Genomic DNA, 20,021 nt, shown 5'->3' with positions numbered 1-20,021 from the left:
CAATCAAGATGGGTCTTGACTTGAATGCTCTTGCTGGGGTGCTTGCTGTGAAATTGGTGGTTGAGGTTTAAAATGATCCTGTAACAACGCCTTTCTCATACCAAACATATACAACAAAATAATTACAGAGAATGGCAATCCACAGAGTACTACGGCGCTTTGCATGGAATGGAAGCTCCCTGCCAACAACAGACCAACACTGACCAATGTAATCACCACTGACCAGAAAATTCGTAACCAGATCGGTGAGTCGCTTTCACTACTTCCACCTTTGGTAGATAAATTCGCAATCATCAATGTCCCTGAACCTACTGGAGTCAAAAATAGGACAAAACAGATCACCACGACAATACCAGCCACATAAGGATTGAAAGGTAAATATTCTAATAATTTAAACAAAGACAAAGCAGGATCAGTTAACACCATATCCCCTAGGATTTTTTGCTTTTGATTCAAAATCAAATCAATCGCAGTATTTCCAAAGATAGAAAGCCAAGCCAGTGTAAAACCAAGAGGAATCAGACATACACCCAATACCACTTCGCGAATTGTACGACCTTTTGAAATTCGGGCAATAAACATTCCTACAAATGGCGCCCAAGCAATCCACCATGCCCAGTAAAACACTGTCCACGAACCTAACCACGCACTGGCTTTTTGATTGTATAAATACACATCAAAACTTTTAACGACAAAATGATTAAGATAATCACCAATATTTTGTACCAGACCATTCAACAAATGATTGGTGGGTCCTGTTAAAAATACAAAAAGCAATAAAGCATAGAGTAAACGTAAATTAATCCTTGAAAGCCAAGCTAAACCTTTTTCAATACCAACTACCGTGGTAATCGTTGCAACAACCATCATCACCAAGACCACACTAATCAAGGTAATATTATTATTGGGAATTTCTGGGAGTAAATAACTAATTCCTGAGACCAGAACCAATGCACCAATCCCTAAATTGGTGACCAAAGAAATGACAGTAGCTAAAATACCAAAGCCGTCAACACAGTCACCAATCAAACCATAGATCTTTTGACCAAAAATTGGATACAGTGCTGAGCGTAGTGCTAAAGGTAAGTCTAGGCGGAAGGCAAAATAGCCCAGAGTCACACCCAATAAGGCATAGAGCACCCAACCATGAATGCCCCAATGTAAAAAGCTATACATCATGGCATCACGTGCTGCTTGAATGGTTCCACCCTCACCTTCTGGCGGTCGTAGGAAATGATCAACTGGTTCAGCAACACCATAATAGAGTAAGGCGATCCCAATACCTGCAGAGAACAACATGGAAACCCAAGCCAGATAGCCAAACTCAGGCTTATCGTCATCTTTACCTAAAGGAATTTGACCAAACCTTGAAAAAGCTAACCAAGCAACGAAACCGATGCAGCCGACGATCACCAACATATAGTACCAACCAAATAGCTGGTTGGCTTGCTCTTGTACATAGGTCAGCCAAAATTGGCTTTTTTCAGGAAATAACACAAATAATAACCCAAAAATACCGATACTGACTGCTGAACTACCAAATACAAATAAATTTAATCGAACATGTTCGGATTCGGATCCTTCATGACTTTTTGACACCATGCTCTTGCTCCTTGCAAACGGTGTATTTTCTTTAAAAATAAGATGATAGGCACTTTTTTCGACTTAGCACATCAACCTTCAACGAACTTGATTTAGCCATTTAGATCTTATATTGCCCATCAAAGAATTATTGATTTTTGCAGATTATACTTTTTATTGATTGAACGTTCAATCAATAAAAAGTATGATTAAAATGTTATGATGCTCTACAACGAGAAATGTTAGATAAAAACCCTATTTAGGGCGAATGGAAAAGCATGACAAAGCGTAGAGTAAAACCAGAGCATGTGCGACGTGAAGAAATTATCAATGCCGCATTTCATGTGATTTATGAAGTGGGATTGTCCAATACAACCATTGCACAAATTGCAAAAAAAGCTGAATTATCAACAGGTATTGTCAGTCACTATTTTGGTGATAAACAAGGATTAATCAATACCTGTATGCAAGAAATGCTCAACGTTTTGCGTCGAAAAACCGACCAGAATAAAGCTGAAGCAGATACGCATCCAGAAAGCCAGATTAAGGCAATTATTGATTCCAACTTTGATATCAGCCAGGTCAATAAACAAGCGATGCGTGTCTGGTTAGACTTTTGGTCTGCAAGTATGCATCTCCCTGAATTGGGACGCTTGCAACAAATTAACGACCAACGTCTATATTCAAACTTGAAGTTTCATTTCCTCAAGTTATTGAACAAAGAACAGGCAAGTATTGCTGCGCGTGGATTGGCAGCTTTGATTGACGGATTATGGTTACGTGGCAGTTTAGCCAGTCATGATGAATTTGACAGTGAACTGGCACGATCCATTGCTTATGATTATGTAAAAACGCAATTGCAATTTGCGCAAAAACCTTTGCAGGAGAGACAGAATGAGTGATTCACAAGTTCATCAATTGTATATCCATGGTCGCTATGTTGCCGCGACCAGTGGTAAAACATTTAATAGTATTAACCCTGCCAATGGTGAGGTGATTGCAACACTTCAGCAAGCATCACAACAAGATATTGAAACAGCTGTTCAAAGCGCACGACAAGGTCAGAAAATTTGGGCAGCCATGACGGCGATGGAACGTTCACGTATTTTACGCCGTGCTGTAGATATTCTTCGTGAGCGTAATGACCAGTTAGCGCACTTAGAAACACTAGATACAGGTAAAGCATATAGTGAAACGTCAACTGTTGATATTGTCACAGGGGCTGATGTTTTAGAGTACTACGCAGGACTTGCCACTGCGATTCAGGGTGAACAAGTTCCCCTTCGTGATTCCAGCTTTTTTTATACCCGTCGTGAACCATTGGGTGTGGTTGCAGGCATTGGTGCTTGGAACTATCCAATTCAAATTGCACTTTGGAAATCTGCTCCTGCCCTTGCAGCGGGAAATGCCATGATTTTCAAACCAAGTGAAACTACCCCGCTTACAGCATTTAAACTTGCAGAAATCTATACGGAAGCAGGTCTGCCAGACGGCGTATTTAACGTTGTACAAGGTGCGGGTCGTGAAATTGGACAATGGCTGACTGAACATCCTGTGATTGAAAAAATTTCTTTTACAGGCGGTGTAGAAACAGGCAAGAAAGTCATGGCCAGTGCAGCAGGTTCAACCCTTAAAGAAGTCACAATGGAACTCGGTGGTAAATCACCATTGATCATTTGCGATGATGCCAATCTAGACCGTGCTGCCGACATTGCCATCATGGCGAACTTTTTTAGCTCAGGACAGGTATGTACCAATGGTACACGCGTCTTTGTGCCTAAATCTTTACTCGCTGACTTTGAAAAAGCGATTGTTGAACGTGTTAAGCGAATTCGCATTGGCGATCCAATGTCAGAAAACACCAACTTTGGTCCACTCACCAGCTTTCCACATATGGAAAAGGTATTGTCTTTCATTGAGTCAGGCAAACAACAAGGTGCAAAACTGCTTATCGGTGGCGGGCGTGCGACTGAAGGTGATTTAGCCAAAGGGGCTTATGTATTACCGACTGTTTTTAGTCACTGTCAAGATGATATGCGCATTGTTGAAGAAGAAATTTTCGGACCTGTGATGAGCATCCTCAGTTATGACACCGAGGAAGAAGTCATTCGCCGTGCTAACGACACGACTTTTGGTCTTGCAGCGGGTGTTGTGACTCAAGACATCACCCGAGCACACCGTATTATTCACCAAATCGAAGCAGGAATTTGCTGGATCAATACTTGGGGTGAATCTCCTGCAGAAATGCCAGTTGGCGGTTATAAGCAATCTGGTGTGGGTCGTGAAAATGGCTTGACTACACTCGCACATTACACACGCATTAAATCGATTCAAGTTGAATTAGGTGAGTACCAAAGCATTTTTTAATGCACTCAACCCTTCCCTCTCAATCCATCCTATGTGCCATGTCATCACTTGATTGCATTGGCACCTTTAAGAAATACAAAAAGGATAATTATGAATACTCAATCCTATGACTACATTATCATTGGCGCAGGATCTGCCGGAAATGTATTGGCTACTCGTTTGACTGAAGACAAAGATGTCACTGTTTTATTATTAGAAGCAGGTGGTCCTGACTATCGTTTAGATTTCCGTACCCAAATGCCTGCTGCCTTGGCATATCCATTACAAGGTCGTCGTTACAATTGGGCGTATTTAACCGACCCAGAACCCCATATGAACAATCGCCGTATGGAATGCGGTCGTGGTAAAGGTCTAGGTGGCTCTTCGTTGATTAACGGAATGTGCTACATCCGTGGTAATGCTATGGACCTAGATCAGTGGTCAACCCACAAAGGTCTGGAAGACTGGACTTATGCGGATTGTTTGCCTTATTACAAAAAAGCCGAAACACGAGATATCGGTGGTAATGACTATCATGGTGACAACGGTCCAGTGTCTGTGGCTACGCCAAAAAATGGTAACAATGTACTGTTCCATGCCATGGTTGAAGCAGGCGTACAGGCAGGTTACCCACGTACTGATGATTTGAACGGCTATCAACAAGAAGGCTTTGGTCCAATGGACCGCACTGTGACGCCAAAAGGTCGTCGCTCAAGTACAGCGCGTGGTTATTTGGATATGGCGAAAGGTCGACCAAACTTAACCATTGTCACCCATGCAACCACCAATAAAATTCTTTTTAATCAGAAACAAGCGGTCGGTGTAGAGTATATTCTGGGTGCTGATCAAGCCAATTTAAAACAAGCGCAAGCAAAACGGGAAGTTTTACTGTGTGCAGGTGCGATTGCTTCACCACAAATTTTGCAACGCTCAGGCGTAGGTCAAAGCACTTTCCTCAAATCAATGGATATTGCTGTGGTTCATGATTTGCCAGGTGTGGGTGAAAATCTACAAGACCATTTGGAAATGTACTTACAGTATAAGTGTAAGCAGCCTGTTTCTCTGTATCCAGCACTAAAATGGTTTAATCAGCCTGCGATTGGTGCTGAATGGCTCTTTAATGGCACAGGCATTGGCGCAAGTAACCAGTTTGAAGCAGGCGGCTTTATCCGTAGCTCAGATGAGTTTGATTGGCCCAATATCCAATATCACTTCTTGCCTGTGGCGATTAACTACAATGGTAGTAATGCTGTTAAAGAACATGGCTTTCAAGCGCATGTCGGTTCCATGCGCTCACCGTCTCGTGGTCGAATCAAGCTCAATTCAAAAGATCCGTTTCAACATCCAAGTATTTTGTTCAACTATATGTCCACTGAACAAGACTGGCGTGAATTTAGAGATGCAATTCGCATTACTCGTGAAATCATGCAACAGCCTGCTTTGGATGCCTATCGAGGCGATGAAATCAGTCCCGGTAAGAAAGTACAAACCGATGCTGAGCTAGATGATTTTGTACGAAACCATGCAGAAACGGCTTACCACCCTTCTTGTAGTTGCAAAATGGGTGAAGATGAAATGGCCGTGGTGGATGGTCAAGGTCGAGTACATGGCTTAGAAGGTTTACGTGTCGTAGATGCCTCGATCATGCCATTGATCATTACTGGAAACTTAAATGCAACCACCATTATGATCGCAGAAAAAATTGCAGATCAAATCCGTGGTCAAAAGTTACCACGATCTGAAGCGGGCTATTACAAGGCAGGAACAACGCCTGTACGCCAAGCACCTTTGCGTGCAATCCATTCATAGAGGTCTGTATTGCGCCAGCTGAGTGACCACTGAGCTGGCGCATTACTCAAGGACGAATAAGATGAAAAAGCAACTATTATTTCTCATTCCTTGCAGCATATACGTTCAAGGCATCTATGCAGACGAATCGAGTACAGTCACGACATCACCGTATAGCGCGAATCTAACCATAGCAAGCCAATATATTTCACGTGGTTTCCAACAAACTTGGGGGAAACCTGCTGTACAAGGTGGCTTAGATTACAATCATAGCAATGGCTTTTTTGCAGGAACATGGGCATCTACAGTCAGTGATGATTTTATCCGAGATGCGACTGTCGAATGGGATGTATATAGCGGATATCGCCGTAGTTTCGGTGAGCTTACGCTAGGTACAAAAGTCGCGTATTACTATTACCCTGGTGCAAAAACCACAGCAGAAACAGCACATACCCGATTTAATTATGGTGAGATCATTCCTGAAATCAGTTATGGTCCATTCAGCTTGAAATATGCAATCACCTATACACAAAACTACTTTGGCAATAACTCTGACACCTTAGCGATTGGCAACAATCAACACTCTCGTGGCTCTGGATATCTAGACTTGAATTGGTATCAACCCATTACTCAAGGTTGGTCTGTAAATGCACACTATGGTCACCAACGTATTCGAAATTTTTCTGAGGCTAACTTTCAGGATGCAAGTTTGACCATCAGTAAACAATTGCCTTATCAGATTTCAAGCAGTTTGAGTTATAGCAAAGCTTGGGATAAAGATGGTTTCTATCAGAACTATAGTAACGGTAACCCAAATGCTAAAGTTTCTAATCCGATTGACTCAACCGTGACTTTTGCACTCACCAAAAGTTTTTAGTTTTCAGGCTCAATTCTCAGAGCTTAGTATGGCTATCCTATAAAAGGGACTAAAAACCTAAATATTTTTGAATTCAGTTCCCTCTTTAGCATGACTCATCCTCATGCTTTTTTTATTGATCTATACGACTTCCCCTCCAGCACATACATAAAATGGCTAGCTCCACACTAACAAAAACCAATAAAAATTATTTTAATTACAACAACTTAATAAAAAAATTCTCCATTTATACTCTATATATTTGGTCTTTGTAAGTCGATGATCTCACGATAATTTTTTAAATTTCCGATGATTTTATCGACAGTCTGACATATTTTGTGACGTGATATTCCCTATTTATTTTCAGGTTTTTTATCGTTTTTATGATTTAGCAATGTATTCCTGCGAACTTTTACTTTAAAATGCACCTACTATCTTTTCGTAATTCGTCACCACCTTGCGCCAAAGCAACTGTTTTATGCGTGGTAGCACGAATAAACATGCCTTTGAAAATTCGCGTGGCTAATAATTGTAATGACTCAAGCAACTCATCATCCTATGGAATCCATTTCCAACATCCGTGTATTGGATGAATGGCAAGAAGAAATTCCAGAGGATTTATACATTCCTCCTGCTGCATTCGAAATTCTGCTTGAACATTTCGAAGGACCACTCGACTTTTTAATTTATCTGATTCAGAAAAACGGTTTTGATCTTTTACAATTGGATATTGCTCCAATTGCAACGCAATATCTGTCTTATATGGACAATATGAAATCGCTTAACATTGAACTCACTGCGGACTACATGGTCATGGCGGCACTGTTAGCTGATTTAAAATCGCGCTTGTTGTTGCCGAAACCGAAAACAATCAATATCGAAAAAGATCCAAAACAAGAACTTATTGATCGTTTAGAAACTTATTTACGAATCAAACAAGCAGCTGAACGTTTAGGGCAAATGCCTGTTTTAGACCGAGATACTTTTGCCAGTCATGTGGCAATTGGTGAAATTCCAAAAGTATATGAGGGCTATGATGTCAACATGTTAAAAGATGCCTTGTACTGCATTTTTAACCGCCCTGAACCAATTACCCATAAAATTGAACAAGAGCCTGTCCTGCTTGAAGAACGTATTGCTTATATTGAATATATGACCCAATCTGGTGGAGTACTCAGTTTTCAAGAATTGCTTAAGCCAAACCAAGGTCGTATGGGCATGGTGGTGACTTTCATGGCAATCTTAGAGCTGACGCGTCAGCAAAAAGTTCAAATTATTTCATCTGGTGTCGAAGCTCCTCTTTCCATTCAAGGTGCAAACGCATGACCATAGATCAAAATAATGTATTTAATGTTGATGAATTACATCATGAAGTTTTGATGCAACTTGAAGCGATTATCTTTGCCAGTGACGCCCCTGTCTCTCTAGCACGTTTAAAAGAAGCATTTCAAAATCAGTACTCTAAACAGCAGTTGCAACAGTATTTACAACAACTGTCTGTTTTACAACATGGTCGTTCTATTGAGCTGATTGAAACCGCTCAAGGTTATCGTTTTCAAGTTCGTGCTAAATATCGCAATATGATTGCACAAGTTTGGCCTGATCGACCAACCAGATTATCGCCATCACTGTTAGAAACTGTTGCAGTGATTGCTTATCATCAGCCTGTAACCCGCGCTGATATTGAGCAAATACGAGGAGTGACAAATAATAGTCAAATACTCAGGACTTTATTTGATTGGAACTGGATTAAAGAATCTGGTTACCGTGAGCTCCCAGGAAGACCCGCGTTGTTGGTAACGACGCCACAATTTTTAAATGCCTTTGGTCTAGTGTCTTTGGATCAATTGCCTCCCCTACAGGACGCCAAGGAAGCTTTTATGGCTTTGGATGCGCAAGCGCCAAAGTCTTAAATAGGTGCACTGTTGATGATTATTTCTAAGGTTATGCTGTCATGAGTGAAAAATTGCAAAAGGTGCTCGCACGAGTTGGTCTGGGCTCTCGCCGTTATATGGAAGAGGTCATTGCCGCTGGTCGTGTAAGTGTCAACGGGCAGGTTGCTCAAGTGGGTGAACGTATCGAACCAGGTGATGAGCTTCGCATCGATGGTCGTAAGGTTCAGTTCCAAATTGAAGACGAAATCCGTCGTCGTGTCTTGATTTACTATAAACCAGAAGGTGAAATCTGCTCACGTAATGATCCTGAATCTCGCCCGACCGTGTTTGATCATTTACCGCCAATCGCCAACGACCGTTGGGTCATGGTAGGTCGTTTAGACATTAACTCTACCGGTTTATTGCTTTTCACAAACGATGGTGAACTTGCCAATCGTTTAATGCATCCCTCAAATGAAATCGAACGTGAATATGCTGTTCGTGTCATGGGAGAAGTCACGCCTCAACTTAAAAACAACATGACAAATGGCGTTGTTTTAGATGATGGTCCAGCTAAATTTGAATCTTTCTCTGAAATTGGTGGTGAAGGGATCAATCGCTGGTACCAAGTCGTTGTAAAAGAAGGTCGTAACCGTGAGGTTCGCCGTATTTTTGAATCACAAGGTTTAAAAGTAAGTCGCTTGCTCCGTACACGTTACGGTACTGTGATTTTGCCTCGTGAACTTCGTACAGGTCGTTGGATGGAACTGGATAAAACTGATATTGATAATTTAACCAAAGCGGTTGAACTAAAACCACGTCAAGGTACGGGTCTATTTGGTATGGCAAAACGCCGTACAGAACGTATGCAAGACAAACCAATGGCTGCACGTCGCGGCGGTTTCCTTCGTCAGCAACGCCGTGACAATGAAGGTGAGCAACAAAATAACCATAATGAACAACGCGACTATAAAGCGGGTTCAAATCAATATGGTCAAAACCGCAGTGAAAATCGTGCTGATCAGCGCAATGAGCGTTCTGAAAACCGTTTCAATAAAGCCCGTACTGGTGGCAACCATTACAATCAAGATCGTGCAGATAATCGCGGCAACAGCTTTAACAGCAACCGCTCTGAAAACCGCTATGGTTCACCACAAAACCGTAACCGCTCAGATGAACGTTACAGCAATGATCGTCGTGATTATTCAGACCGTCAAGAACGTAGTGAACAACCTGAAAAGAAAAAACCTTTTGTAGTGAATAAAGGTTTTAAAAAGTTTTAAGTCATACATAGACTGAACGCTAAAAAGCCACTCGATTGAGTGGCTTTTTGATTTGCATCGGATCAGAACAGTTACTCAACAACAGCTTTTGGAATGGCACTCAACAAGCGTTTGGTATACTCATGTTTAGGTGACTGATACAGTTCATCAGAATTGGCAATTTCGACAATATCACCATGATTCATCACCATGATTTGATCAGAAATATATTTCACTACAGATAGATCATGTGAAATAAAAATATAGCTCAATCCAAACTCATCTTGTAAATCCTGAAGTAAATTTAACACCTGAGCTTGAACAGATACATCCAATGCAGATACCGACTCATCACAAATTAAAATTTCAGGCTTTAAGGTTAAACAACGAGCAATTGCAATCCGTTGACGCTGACCACCCGAAAACTCATGTGGATAACGATCAAAAGCCTGTACAGGTAAGCTGACTTTCTCCAATAAGGCTAAGGCAAACTGTTTGCGTTCTACATCATTTGCACCAATGCGATGAATCTGCATCGGCTCCATCAAGATCTGTCCAACCGTAAAACGTGGATTTAGTGAAGCATATGGGTTTTGGAAAATAATCTGAATTTTACGTTGATATTGGGTGAATTCTTTTTCAGACATTGCCAAAATATCTTTACCTTGAAATAATGCCTGCCCGCCTGTAGCCTGTTGTAGACGCATCAACAATAAGCCAATCGTAGTTTTACCAGAACCTGACTCACCGACTAAGCCTAATGTCTTTCCTTTTGCCAATTGAAAAGATGCACCTTTTACCGCTTGATATTCTTCTTTTCCAAAGAACCCTTTACGGCTAAAAAATGATTTTTTTAAATCTTTGACTTCTAAAATGATTTCTTCACCACCGACTAAACCACGTGTTCTTTCCGGCATTTTTGTTTTTGCTAAATCTTCGCCTTCGACCCAATGCCCTTCTTGTTGTTTAAGAAAGTCATTGATGACAGGTAAACGATAAGGACGTTGTGATAATGTTGGTCGGCATAACAATAAAGCTTTGGTATATGGATCTTTGGGGTGTTCTAGCACCTCGTTGGCTAAACCTTGCTCACGAATTTCACCATGACGCATCACAATGACTTGATCGGCAATTTCATTCACCAAAGCCAAATCATGAGTAATAAATAGCATCGACATTTGGCGGCGTTTACGCAAAGCCTCTAACAAATCTAAGATTTGTTTTTGAATCGTAACATCTAATGCTGTGGTGGGTTCATCAGCGATCAGTAATTTCGGTTCACAGGCAATTGCCATTGCAATCATGACGCGTTGTTGCTGACCACCAGAAAGTTGATTGGGATAAGCATCAATCTTGGTTTCGGGTGATGGGATCCCCACTTCAGTGAGTAATTCAAGTGCACGTTGACGCGCTTGTTTTCGTCCCATGTTTAAGTGAATCCGTAGAATTTCAGCAATTTGATCACCTACGGTAAAGACAGGATTAAGCGATGACATCGGTTCCTGAAAAATCATGGCAATGTCTTTACCACAAATCTTACGCATTTGTTTGGTTGTCAAACCCAGTAAATCTTGACCTTCAAACATAATTTTACTTTTTTCAGCGATACGAGACTGATCTTTGGGTAATAGTCCCATTGTTGCCAAAGACGTCACAGACTTACCACTGCCAGACTCACCCACCAATGCCACGGTGGTATTGGCTGGAATCTGAAAAGAAATGCCTTTTACAGTTTCAATAAATTGCTTATTTTCCCCCTTAAAACTCACACTCAGATCTTGAACACTGAGCAATACAGGAGGTGTCACATATTGTTCTGACATTGATGTGCTCCTTATTTTAATTTAGGGTCTAGTGCATCACGTAATGCATCTGTAAACATTGAAAATGCCGTGACGAGTACTGCCATTGCGACTGATGCAGCAACCAATTGCCACCATTTACCCAGTATGAGCTCGCTTTGTGCCTCATTTAGCATACTGCCCCATGACACAACCCCTACAGGAACACCAAAGCCAAGGAAACTTAAAATCACTTCTGATTTAATAAATCCAACCACTAAAATTGACATCTGAACCAGTGCAATATGACTGACATTGGGAAAGATATGCACAAACATTCGTCTCAGGTGGCTCACCCCAATAGCTTTAGCCGCAAGCACATATTCACGTGAGGTATGCTTCATATATTCAGCACGAATTAAACGAAACACACCTGTCCAGCCAGTTAAACCTAAAATCAAAACGATAGACAAAATTCCTTTTTGTTGTAATACAGCTGCAATTGCCAAGACCAGCAATAAATAGGGAATAGAGGTAAAAATGCTATAAAACCAATTTAGGACATCATCAACCCATCCACCAAAATAGCCTGCAATCGCCCCAAGAAAAGTACCGATCACCACAGCAAGCAATGCAGAAACCAACCCGACCACAATCGAGGTTTCAGCGCCTTTAATGGTCTTTAATAAAACATCCTGTCCCCATTTATCAGCACCAAAAGGCAAAGTTTTTTTCAACTCGCTTTGCTGATCGAGCAAATGTCCACCCAACTGCTGATCAATGACCTTCATATCCTCAGCGAGTGGATCTTGAACACCATAATAATCCACTGCACCACCTGAAGCCTGCTCAGTGGCAATTTGAGCATTTAATTCTTTGATAACATCTTTTAAAGGATCAACAGGATTTTCAGGTAAAGCTGCTGTATTTGCTGTCTTTTGAGCAGCATTTTGTAGTGTTTGATCAGCTCCCATAAAGGTAGGAGGTGCATAACTTTCGGCAACCTCTTTGTTCCAGTTAGAAGCGATGACACCTGTCATGGATAAAATCAAGATGATGAAATAACAGAACAATACTCCTAACGACACCATCGCAACACGATCAGCTTTTAATCGTCGCATAGCCAAACGCCATAGCCCCGGAGAAGCTTGCTGTTGTGTTTCTACTTTTTTAGATAAAATTCCAAGCATCATCCCACCTACTTCAACTGTACGCGTGGATCAACCACTTTATAAATCAAATCAGCGATGAGATTAAAAATCATGGTTGCGGCTGCGACATACACAGTAATGGCTTTAATCACAGGAAAATCACTACGCTCAACTGCAATGATGATTTCACGCCCGATCCCTGGAATCCCAAAAAAACGCTCAATTAAGAATGCACCGATTAATAAACCAGGCAGACTTGCCATCACATCAGTGATAATCGGAATTGAAGCATTACGAAGCACATGAATCCCCAAGATACGTCCTTCCCCAACGCCTTTTGCACGAGCAGTTCTGACATAATCCTGATTGACTTCATCCAAAATAAAGCTGCGATAAAGTCGTAATGTAGGCGCAATACTGACCACCAACATAATTAAAATAGGCAGTAATGCATATTCAAATAAATTTCCCGTCAGGCTGTCACTCCATCCTTGCACAGGGAACCAACCTAACTGATAAGCAAGACTGTATTGAAATACAATGATATACACCAAAATACTGATCGACATACCGATGGTACACAACAACATCACCATGCGATCTGTTAAAGAACCACGGACCGATGCAACAGCCAACGCCAAAATGATTGAAATCACAGTTTGTAAGATCGTCAATGGAATAATGATGGTGAGTGATGGTCCTAGACGAGTCAAAATAATATTTGAAACAGACTCCCCGGTACTCCAACTAAAACCATAATCAAAAGTGATAATTTGTTTAATAAAAATCCAAAGTTGAATGTAATAGGGTTGGTCAACGCCCAATTGCTGGCGAATATTTGCAATTTGTTCTGGATTCGCCATTTTGCCTGCAAGGATATATGCAGGATCGCCCCCGACCCAATTAAATAAAAAGAAAATCAGCAACACAACTCCCAACATGGTAGGAATCATTTGCCATATACGACGTATGATATATGCCAACATAGTTCTTATTCCCTTTAGTTACGTTGTCCCGTAATTTCTTGAAAGAATGCCTTGTTATCTGGTGCTCTGCCTAAGAAATCGACCACCAATTGTTCAGCTTTCTTCTGCCCACCTTGCGACAAGATTGTCTTCCAATAACGTGCACCAACTTCTGGATTATTTAAGTTATCGCCAAATGCTGAAAGCATGTCTAAGGCCAACACTTCAGACCACATATAACCGTAATAGCCGACTTGATAACCTCCCATAATATGACCAAACTGACCAGGGAATTCCGTCGTAGGCACATAACCTAAAGCTGTTTGAGCTTCTAGATTTTTCCAAACATCCATGGGTTGGGTTTTTAATGCATTGGCAGTATGTAGTGCCATATCATATTGCGCATACAAGGTCTGACGAGAATAGAACAAACCACGTCCATAGTTTTTAACCGCTTTGAGTTTTGCAATCAGTTCATCATCAATGCGTGGACATGCAGGCTTACAATAATCCGCCAAGGTAGAAAGCGTTTCTTTACGACGTGCCCATTCCTCATACATTTGGGAAGGTGCTTCCACAAAGTCACGCTCTACAGAAGTCCCTGACTGCGAGGCATAACGCGTATTTGAAAGAATTCCATGTAAAGCGTGACCAAACTCATGGACAAATGTTTCCAGTTCATCACTGTTTAAGCCTTTACGATTAAAGTTGGTGACCAAAGCAGAAATGGGCTTACGCTGGGTCAGTGTACTTCCGCCTCTTACTCCCCAAACCGCAGCATGACCATATTTACCTTCACGTGGAAACTTATCCATATACAGACCACCTAAAAGTTGACCTGTCTGCTTATCGATTACATCGTAATATTCAACTTCATCTTGCCAAACATCGACTTTAGCAGGCTTAAACTCGATTCCATATAAGTGAGATGAAATGGCAAATAACCAGTCTTGCGACGCTTGGGTTGGAAAATACTCACGCATTTTTTCTTGGTCAATTTTGTACTTATCTTGGCGTAATTTTTCACTCCAATATGCTTCACTCCAGCGATTAATTTCAGCTTTTTCCACAGCAATGTTCAACGTTTTGGCTTTGAATTCACGGAGAGTCTGTACTTCTTTTTGTTCTAATGGTGCAACGGTATTGTGCACGTCTTTGAGGAACTTATTGACTGTTTCAGGATTTTGCGCCATGCGGTTTTTCAATGCCCAATCGGCATAGCTGGCTTTACCAAAGAGTTGTGCCAACTCATAACGCAGATCAATGGCTTGTTTAAGCAGGACTAAATTCTTTTCAGTTCCGCGACGTGTATAAGCAATTTGATAACGTTTACGCGCATCATCGCTGTCTGCCAACTCCATAAATGGACGATATTCGGGATAGTCAAATCCCAATAAATAGTTACCCTTTTCATTTTTCTTTAAATTGGCGATATAACTTTCGGGTAAACCTTTTAGCTCGGCAGGTGTGAATTCTAATTTTTCTGGATTATCACGAATATTACGCGCATATTCTTGTTGGATCTTGGTCAACTCATCCAAAATGACCTTTAAACGGGCTTGTTTTTCTGCGGAGAGCTGAACACCAGTATCTTCAAAACCATCTAAAATATCTTGGCGATATTTACTGTCAATCTCATTATTGGCTTTGGTTTTTTTAATCTGCTGATATAACTTGGCATCTTGATAAACTTCAGTCTGGAATTGGCTAATTTTAACCTCACAATCCTCAGCAGCTTTGCGTAATGCTGCATCTGGATCGACATTGCTCATCAAATTGATCGGTCCATAAAAATCTTCAAACTCAGCAAAAATTTGATCCCACTTTGCCAACACATTACCAGCAGGCGCATTATTTTTTAATTTGATTTTGGCAAATTCAGCAAGTTTACTTTTTACATCAGCAATTTTTGCATCACATTGGGCTGGAATGTCTTTCGCTTGAAACTTCGGTAAAGTACTCCGTTCCGATTGTGCATATGCCCACTGTCCTAAACCTATTGATAACATACATAACGCACTGAGCTTAAATCGCTTCATTTTCATCTTTAACTCCAATCTTCAATTTATTTTTCAAAATTTAATCTGTTTATTTTTTCAACCACTGCAATAAATTACTTTTTCATATCAAAATACATCCATTCTGATGGAAGAATAGGATGCTTTTTAAATCCAATCACACGCGGTTGCGCCAAAGCATTTCGATAACGTGTTGATGCCATTTGTACAGGCATATAAACTTCTAATATTCTTGCCATTTTGCGATAGAGTGCATCGCGTTCAGGACCCGGCTTTAACTTTTGGGTTTGTTCATAGAGGCGGTCATATTCAGGAATTTTCATACAGGCATTGTTGGTCGCATGAATATTTTTGCTGTAGAACAATTGCATAAAGTTGTCAGCATCAGGATAGTCAGCAACCCAAGCAGAACCTTTAAACATGGTTTTACATTGCTTTTCAGCTTTTAGACCTTCTGCAAAAGGTAAGGATTTGGTGGTCATTTTGACTTTAATATTGTCTAACGTTTTTTTCCAAAATTCGGCACTCTGCTGACTACGCGCACTCCCCCCATAAACTGCTAATTCGATCACCAACGGCTTACCATCGGGCAAAGTTCGCCAACCATCTGCCCCCACCTTATAGTGATAACGATCAAGAAGTAAATTGGCTGCTTTGACTGAATAAGGGATACTGGTTTTGTAATTTGGATCATGCCCCACTACCCCATAAGGGACAGGGAATTGTAATCTTTGTGCATCCCCTTTCATTAAAATTTTAATTTGGTTATCTGGGGAATACGCCATTGCCATGGCACGACGTAAAGCAATTTTTTCTTTACTTAAACCACCAACAACAGGGTTCTGCATATTCCAGTAATAATAATCAATCGAAGGATCGACAATTCGGGAAAGTTGAATGCCTTTTTTCGCCAGTTCAGGCTTGAGCTGACCATCCTGAATCGCTTGAACAGTTAAATCACCATCAAGGACGAATAAGTCTGTTTCATCTTTGCTAAACGATAACCAGCGTGATTGCGCTTCTTCCATCACTTGAATATCAACCACACCGATTTGCGGCATCTTTTTGCCTTTCATTGCATCGACAATTTTCTGATCTTCGGGTGTTGAAGCTTTGAAATCCCAAACATAGCCACGATAGTCAGGATTTGCTTTTAAAATAATACGTGAGCCAGGAATCCACTTGGTCAAAATATAAGGACCTGTACCTACTGGATGAGCCATAGCAAATCCGGATTTATCGCGATAATGTTCAATTACTTCCCGAGCCACCGCACCTGCTGGCTGATGTGCCAAGAGCATTGGAAAGTTTTGATCAGGCTGTTTTAACTTAATCACCAAAGTATAACGATCTGTTGCCTGAAGCCCTGCAACAGGTTGATCATAATCAAACTTCCCGTTTTTTTTGGCTTGATCAAGGAGTTTATCTATACCCACGATCTTGTCATCCAACAACCAACTATTGGGTGAATGTAAACCTGGATCTAATAAACGTTTATAAGAATAAACATAATCTTGTGCAGTTAACTCTCGCGCCTTACCTTTAAACACTGGATCTTTTGCAAAATAGATACCTTTTTTAATTTTAAAGGTATAGGTCAACCCATCCGCACTCACTTCAGGCAATGCTACAGCAGTACGCGGGACTAATTTGGCAGGTGATGCTAGATAATCATAGGTATATAAGCCTTCAAAGATTGAATTATGCACATGTGCAGAATACAAATCTTGTGTTCCAGCTGGATCAAATCCCGTTTCCGCAACGGGAAAAACATAACGTAAAACCTTATTTAGATCTGCTGGACTTTTGGCAAAAACATTCATCGTGCCTGTAAGCATCATACTGCCCAACAATACACTTAACCCAATCTGTTTAAGTTTCCTATTTAAATTATCCTTCATCATTTCCTTCAACTTTATCAGTTATTTTTTGATTGACTGTACATCAAGATATTGCCAAACGGTATTCATCATTGGGTGCGCTTTATAGCCTTGAACTTGTGGTTGCAATAACCAATTACGAATTCGGGTGGTATGTATAATCCAAGGATTATCGGCTTCAATCTGACGACTGATTTTTTCATAAAAAGGCTGTCGTTGTTGTGGTGGTAAGGTTAAGGCTTGCTGATAAAGTGAATCGTAAGCTTTAGATTGATAACAACTTAAATTGCCTTTTCCTGAATTAGGACCATAAAGCAACTGAGCAAAATTTTCGCCTTCAGGGAAATCAGCAATCCACGCACCACCCCAAATCATATGTTTACATTGCATGGCTTCTTTTAAATTATCAGCAAAGTTACTAACTTTAAATTCAACACGCACCCCAATCGCGTCCAAATTTTTCTTCCATAACTCAGAATGAATGACTGAACTGGAACTATTTTCCGTATTGTATTTCAATGTCAATGGCTGCCCATTGGGTAAAGTTCGGTATCCATCCTTGGCTTTTTTATAGCCAAATCGATCCAGTAGTTTGTTCGCCAATAGAGGGTTATAAGCCACGCTACTGCGATATTGAGCATTATGCCCTTGTACACCATCTGGCACGAGCATTTCAGCTCGGACAGCTTGTCCCTTATAAAGCTGCTTAATTGCTTCTTCTTGGTTATATGCCAAGGTAATCGCTCGACGCAAGGCGATTTTATCTAAACTATAGCCACCCACAATTGGATCTTTCATGTTGAACATGGTGTAGGTAATTTCTGGATCTTTATTGGGAAAGTGCTGAATACCTTGTTTCTTTAATTCAGGTTTTAATTGTGTACCATTGAGTGCCTGTGGAACAGCATTAGAGGTTAATTTATCAAAGTCCAATTGCCCAGATTTAAACGCTAACCATCTGGATTGCTCCTCCTCAATAATACTGACCACAACTTTACCGACTTGGGGCATTTTTTTGCCTGTCATTTCCTTGACCAACTGATTATCCCAAGCTGTTCCTGTAGATTTATAATTCCAGATAAAACCACGATAGTCAGGATTTGCCACTAATTCAATTTTACTACGTGGCACATATTTACTGAGTTGATAGGGTCCAGTACCTACGGGATGTTGCGCTATACGATCTCCATAAAACTCAACAACTTCTCGTGCTGTTCCGCTAAAAGTGACATAAGCTAAAATATATGGGAAATTATAGTCAGGACGGGTAAGAGTGAATTGCAATGTATATTTATCTAAAGCTTTAAGCCCTGCAATCGGTGCATCATAATCAAACTTTCCAGTCTTTTTTGCCTGAGCAACCACAGATGCTAAACCTTGAATCTTACCATCGATAAAAGAGTAAGTTGGAGAGTGATTTTTCGGATCACTGATACGCTGTATTGAGTAAATATAATCCTGAGCAGTCAATTCACGTCGTTTTCCCTTAAATGCAGGATCTTCGGTGAAATAAATTCCAGGCTGAATTTTAAAGGTATAAACCTTACCCTCTTGTTCTATTTTTGGTAAGGACTGTGCTGTATTGGGCACGAGTACCACTGGTCGAGCCAAATAATCATATTTTAACAAAGGCTCAAATATCGCTTCTGCGATATTGCCGCTGTAGTAATTATAGGTTTTAACCATATCAAAACCATCATCTGGCGCTTCAAAGGCCAAATTCAAAATTTTATTGGGTTGCGCAGGAGTTTTCGCAATGGCGAGTTCCCCACAACCGATTGCATAAGCACACAATGCAATACGTAAAAGCTTAGATTCCAAATTCATACCTATGTGTTTTTATAAGAGTAGCAAACCTTGAAAAGCGCCTCAGCTCTGAATCAGATCATATGAAACAGTATGCTAACGGTACGATCATCCTGTACATTACCGCTTTGGTACGAAACCAAATATCAAATTAACAATAGTGAAAAACTGCACAAGATAACAGCCCTAAATCGAAAGCGAATTTCATGCCACCCATAATCAACGTTGTAAATTTTGTTTATTTTTACCGTAATAAATTGACAATTATTAAGTATTTATCAAAGTTCGACATATAATGATTTGTACGAAAACTGATATAAATATTAAATTCGTATAACCTTTATCAAAATGACTTATATTGCACAATTTAAGGACACCAGTGTTCCAAAATTGCTCACTTATTTTATCAAACACTTTAAAATAATTAATAAATATATGATTATTATAAAATAATATAAAAATTTAAATCATAATAAATTTATATACTACTCATAACTTATATTAAACATTTGATTTTAAAAAAATTGCTTAAACATAATCACCATAAAACAACACCTTTAATTACAATCTTTTCATCTTTCCTTAATATTTTTTAAAAATTAGATTTTTTCAATCAAGCCACGGAAGAATAAGATAATTAGACACTAGTAACGTAATTTATTAGCAATTTTTTGTATATTTTTACAACATATAATTAGATAGTTGGCACTTGT

At 40.2% G+C, this 20,021-nt stretch carries 13 protein-coding genes and 1 pseudogene; 7 read left to right on the top strand and 7 right to left on the bottom strand.

Annotation, left to right across the window (positions count from 1 at the left end):
- Positions 1-3 precede the first annotated feature (3 nt).
- Positions 4-1,602 (bottom strand): BCCT family transporter, encoded by a 1,599-nt coding sequence (locus ACINWC743_RS14140; protein ID WP_009585981.1) that lies wholly within the window; start codon positions 1,600-1,602, stop codon positions 4-6.
- 257 nt (positions 1,603-1,859) lie between these two features.
- On the opposite strand from ACINWC743_RS14140, the gene betI reads away from it, so the two are divergent.
- From betI to rluB, 7 genes and pseudogenes are all read left to right on the top strand, one after another.
- Complete coding sequence (gene betI, locus ACINWC743_RS14135; RefSeq protein ID WP_005033361.1) at positions 1,860-2,483, top strand: transcriptional regulator BetI; 624 nt, start codon at positions 1,860-1,862, stop codon at positions 2,481-2,483.
- Positions 2,476-3,948, top strand: a complete 1,473-nt coding sequence (gene betB, locus ACINWC743_RS14130; protein ID WP_009585876.1) for a betaine-aldehyde dehydrogenase — start codon at positions 2,476-2,478, stop codon at positions 3,946-3,948. Before betI ends, betB begins: the two co-directional genes overlap by 8 nt.
- Before the next feature lie 90 nt (positions 3,949-4,038).
- Entirely contained in the window at positions 4,039-5,736 is a 1,698-nt protein-coding gene (gene betA, locus ACINWC743_RS14125; RefSeq protein WP_005033368.1) for a choline dehydrogenase, read from the top strand.
- Between the two features lie 61 nt (positions 5,737-5,797).
- Entirely contained in the window at positions 5,798-6,592 is a 795-nt protein-coding gene (locus ACINWC743_RS14120) for a TorF family putative porin (RefSeq protein ID WP_009585910.1), read from the top strand.
- A gap of 513 nt (positions 6,593-7,105) precedes the next feature.
- Positions 7,106-7,897, top strand: a complete 792-nt coding sequence (locus ACINWC743_RS14115; RefSeq protein WP_004829773.1) for a segregation and condensation protein A — start codon at positions 7,106-7,108, stop codon at positions 7,895-7,897.
- Positions 7,894-8,484: an SMC-Scp complex subunit ScpB gene (gene scpB / locus ACINWC743_RS14110; protein WP_004829778.1), complete on the top strand. Its 591-nt coding sequence runs from the start codon at positions 7,894-7,896 to the stop codon at positions 8,482-8,484. Before ACINWC743_RS14115 ends, scpB begins: the two co-directional genes overlap by 4 nt.
- 41 nt (positions 8,485-8,525) lie before the next feature.
- A pseudogene (rluB, locus tag ACINWC743_RS14105) lies at positions 8,526-9,384 on the top strand (23S rRNA pseudouridine(2605) synthase RluB); the annotation flags it as partial.
- 415 nt (positions 9,385-9,799) lie between these two features.
- Here the strand turns inward: rluB and ACINWC743_RS14100 are convergent.
- The 6 genes from ACINWC743_RS14100 to ACINWC743_RS14075 all read right to left on the bottom strand — a co-directional run bounded on the left by ACINWC743_RS14100 (position 9,800) and on the right by ACINWC743_RS14075 (position 19,335).
- Positions 9,800-11,530, bottom strand: a complete 1,731-nt coding sequence (locus tag ACINWC743_RS14100; protein WP_009585967.1) for an ABC transporter ATP-binding protein — start codon at positions 11,528-11,530, stop codon at positions 9,800-9,802.
- Between the two features lie 11 nt (positions 11,531-11,541).
- The gene (locus ACINWC743_RS14095; RefSeq protein ID WP_005033379.1) at positions 11,542-12,678 is read right to left on the bottom strand and encodes an ABC transporter permease; all 1,137 of its coding nucleotides are present in this window, start codon (positions 12,676-12,678) and stop codon (positions 11,542-11,544) included.
- An 8-nt stretch (positions 12,679-12,686) separates the two neighbouring features.
- Complete coding sequence (locus tag ACINWC743_RS14090) at positions 12,687-13,625, bottom strand: ABC transporter permease (RefSeq protein WP_005033381.1); 939 nt, start codon at positions 13,623-13,625, stop codon at positions 12,687-12,689.
- A gap of 14 nt (positions 13,626-13,639) precedes the next feature.
- Positions 13,640-15,649: a M3 family metallopeptidase gene (locus ACINWC743_RS14085; RefSeq protein WP_009585947.1), complete on the bottom strand. Its 2,010-nt coding sequence runs from the start codon at positions 15,647-15,649 to the stop codon at positions 13,640-13,642.
- Between the two features lie 68 nt (positions 15,650-15,717).
- Complete coding sequence (locus ACINWC743_RS14080) at positions 15,718-17,526, bottom strand: ABC transporter substrate-binding protein (RefSeq protein ID WP_373867891.1); 1,809 nt, start codon at positions 17,524-17,526, stop codon at positions 15,718-15,720.
- A gap of 18 nt (positions 17,527-17,544) precedes the next feature.
- Positions 17,545-19,335 carry an ABC transporter substrate-binding protein gene (locus ACINWC743_RS14075; RefSeq protein WP_026040282.1) on the bottom strand — a complete coding sequence of 597 codons (1,791 nt, stop codon included), beginning with the start codon at positions 19,333-19,335 and terminating at the stop codon, positions 17,545-17,547.
- Positions 19,336-20,021: the final 686 nt, after the last annotated feature.

This window comes from Acinetobacter sp. WC-743 (assembly GCF_000335555.1).
Taxonomy (GTDB): domain Bacteria; phylum Pseudomonadota; class Gammaproteobacteria; order Pseudomonadales; family Moraxellaceae; genus Acinetobacter; species Acinetobacter bereziniae.
The sequence above is the reverse complement of the archived record's forward strand: the minus strand, read 5'-3'. Positions and strand labels throughout refer to the sequence as shown.

Bases quoted from the DNA above. Each gene is read 5' to 3' on its own strand.
- ACINWC743_RS14140 (WP_009585981.1), bottom strand. From the start codon at position 1,602: ATGGTGTCAAAAAGTCATGAAGGATCCGAATCCGAACATGTTCGATTA.
- betI (WP_005033361.1), top strand. From the start codon at position 1,860: ATGACAAAGCGTAGAGTAAAACCAGAGCATGTGCGACGTGAAGAAATT.
- betB (WP_009585876.1), top strand. From the start codon at position 2,476: ATGAGTGATTCACAAGTTCATCAATTGTATATCCATGGTCGCTATGTT.
- betA (WP_005033368.1), top strand. From the start codon at position 4,039: ATGAATACTCAATCCTATGACTACATTATCATTGGCGCAGGATCTGCC.
- ACINWC743_RS14120 (WP_009585910.1), top strand. From the start codon at position 5,798: ATGAAAAAGCAACTATTATTTCTCATTCCTTGCAGCATATACGTTCAA.
- ACINWC743_RS14115 (WP_004829773.1), top strand. From the start codon at position 7,106: ATGACTCAAGCAACTCATCATCCTATGGAATCCATTTCCAACATCCGT.
- scpB (WP_004829778.1), top strand. From the start codon at position 7,894: ATGACCATAGATCAAAATAATGTATTTAATGTTGATGAATTACATCAT.
- ACINWC743_RS14100 (WP_009585967.1), bottom strand. From the start codon at position 11,530: ATGTCAGAACAATATGTGACACCTCCTGTATTGCTCAGTGTTCAAGAT.
- ACINWC743_RS14095 (WP_005033379.1), bottom strand. From the start codon at position 12,678: ATGCTTGGAATTTTATCTAAAAAAGTAGAAACACAACAGCAAGCTTCT.
- ACINWC743_RS14090 (WP_005033381.1), bottom strand. From the start codon at position 13,625: ATGTTGGCATATATCATACGTCGTATATGGCAAATGATTCCTACCATG.
- ACINWC743_RS14085 (WP_009585947.1), bottom strand. From the start codon at position 15,649: ATGAAAATGAAGCGATTTAAGCTCAGTGCGTTATGTATGTTATCAATA.
- ACINWC743_RS14080 (WP_373867891.1), bottom strand. From the start codon at position 17,526: ATGATGAAGGATAATTTAAATAGGAAACTTAAACAGATTGGGTTAAGT.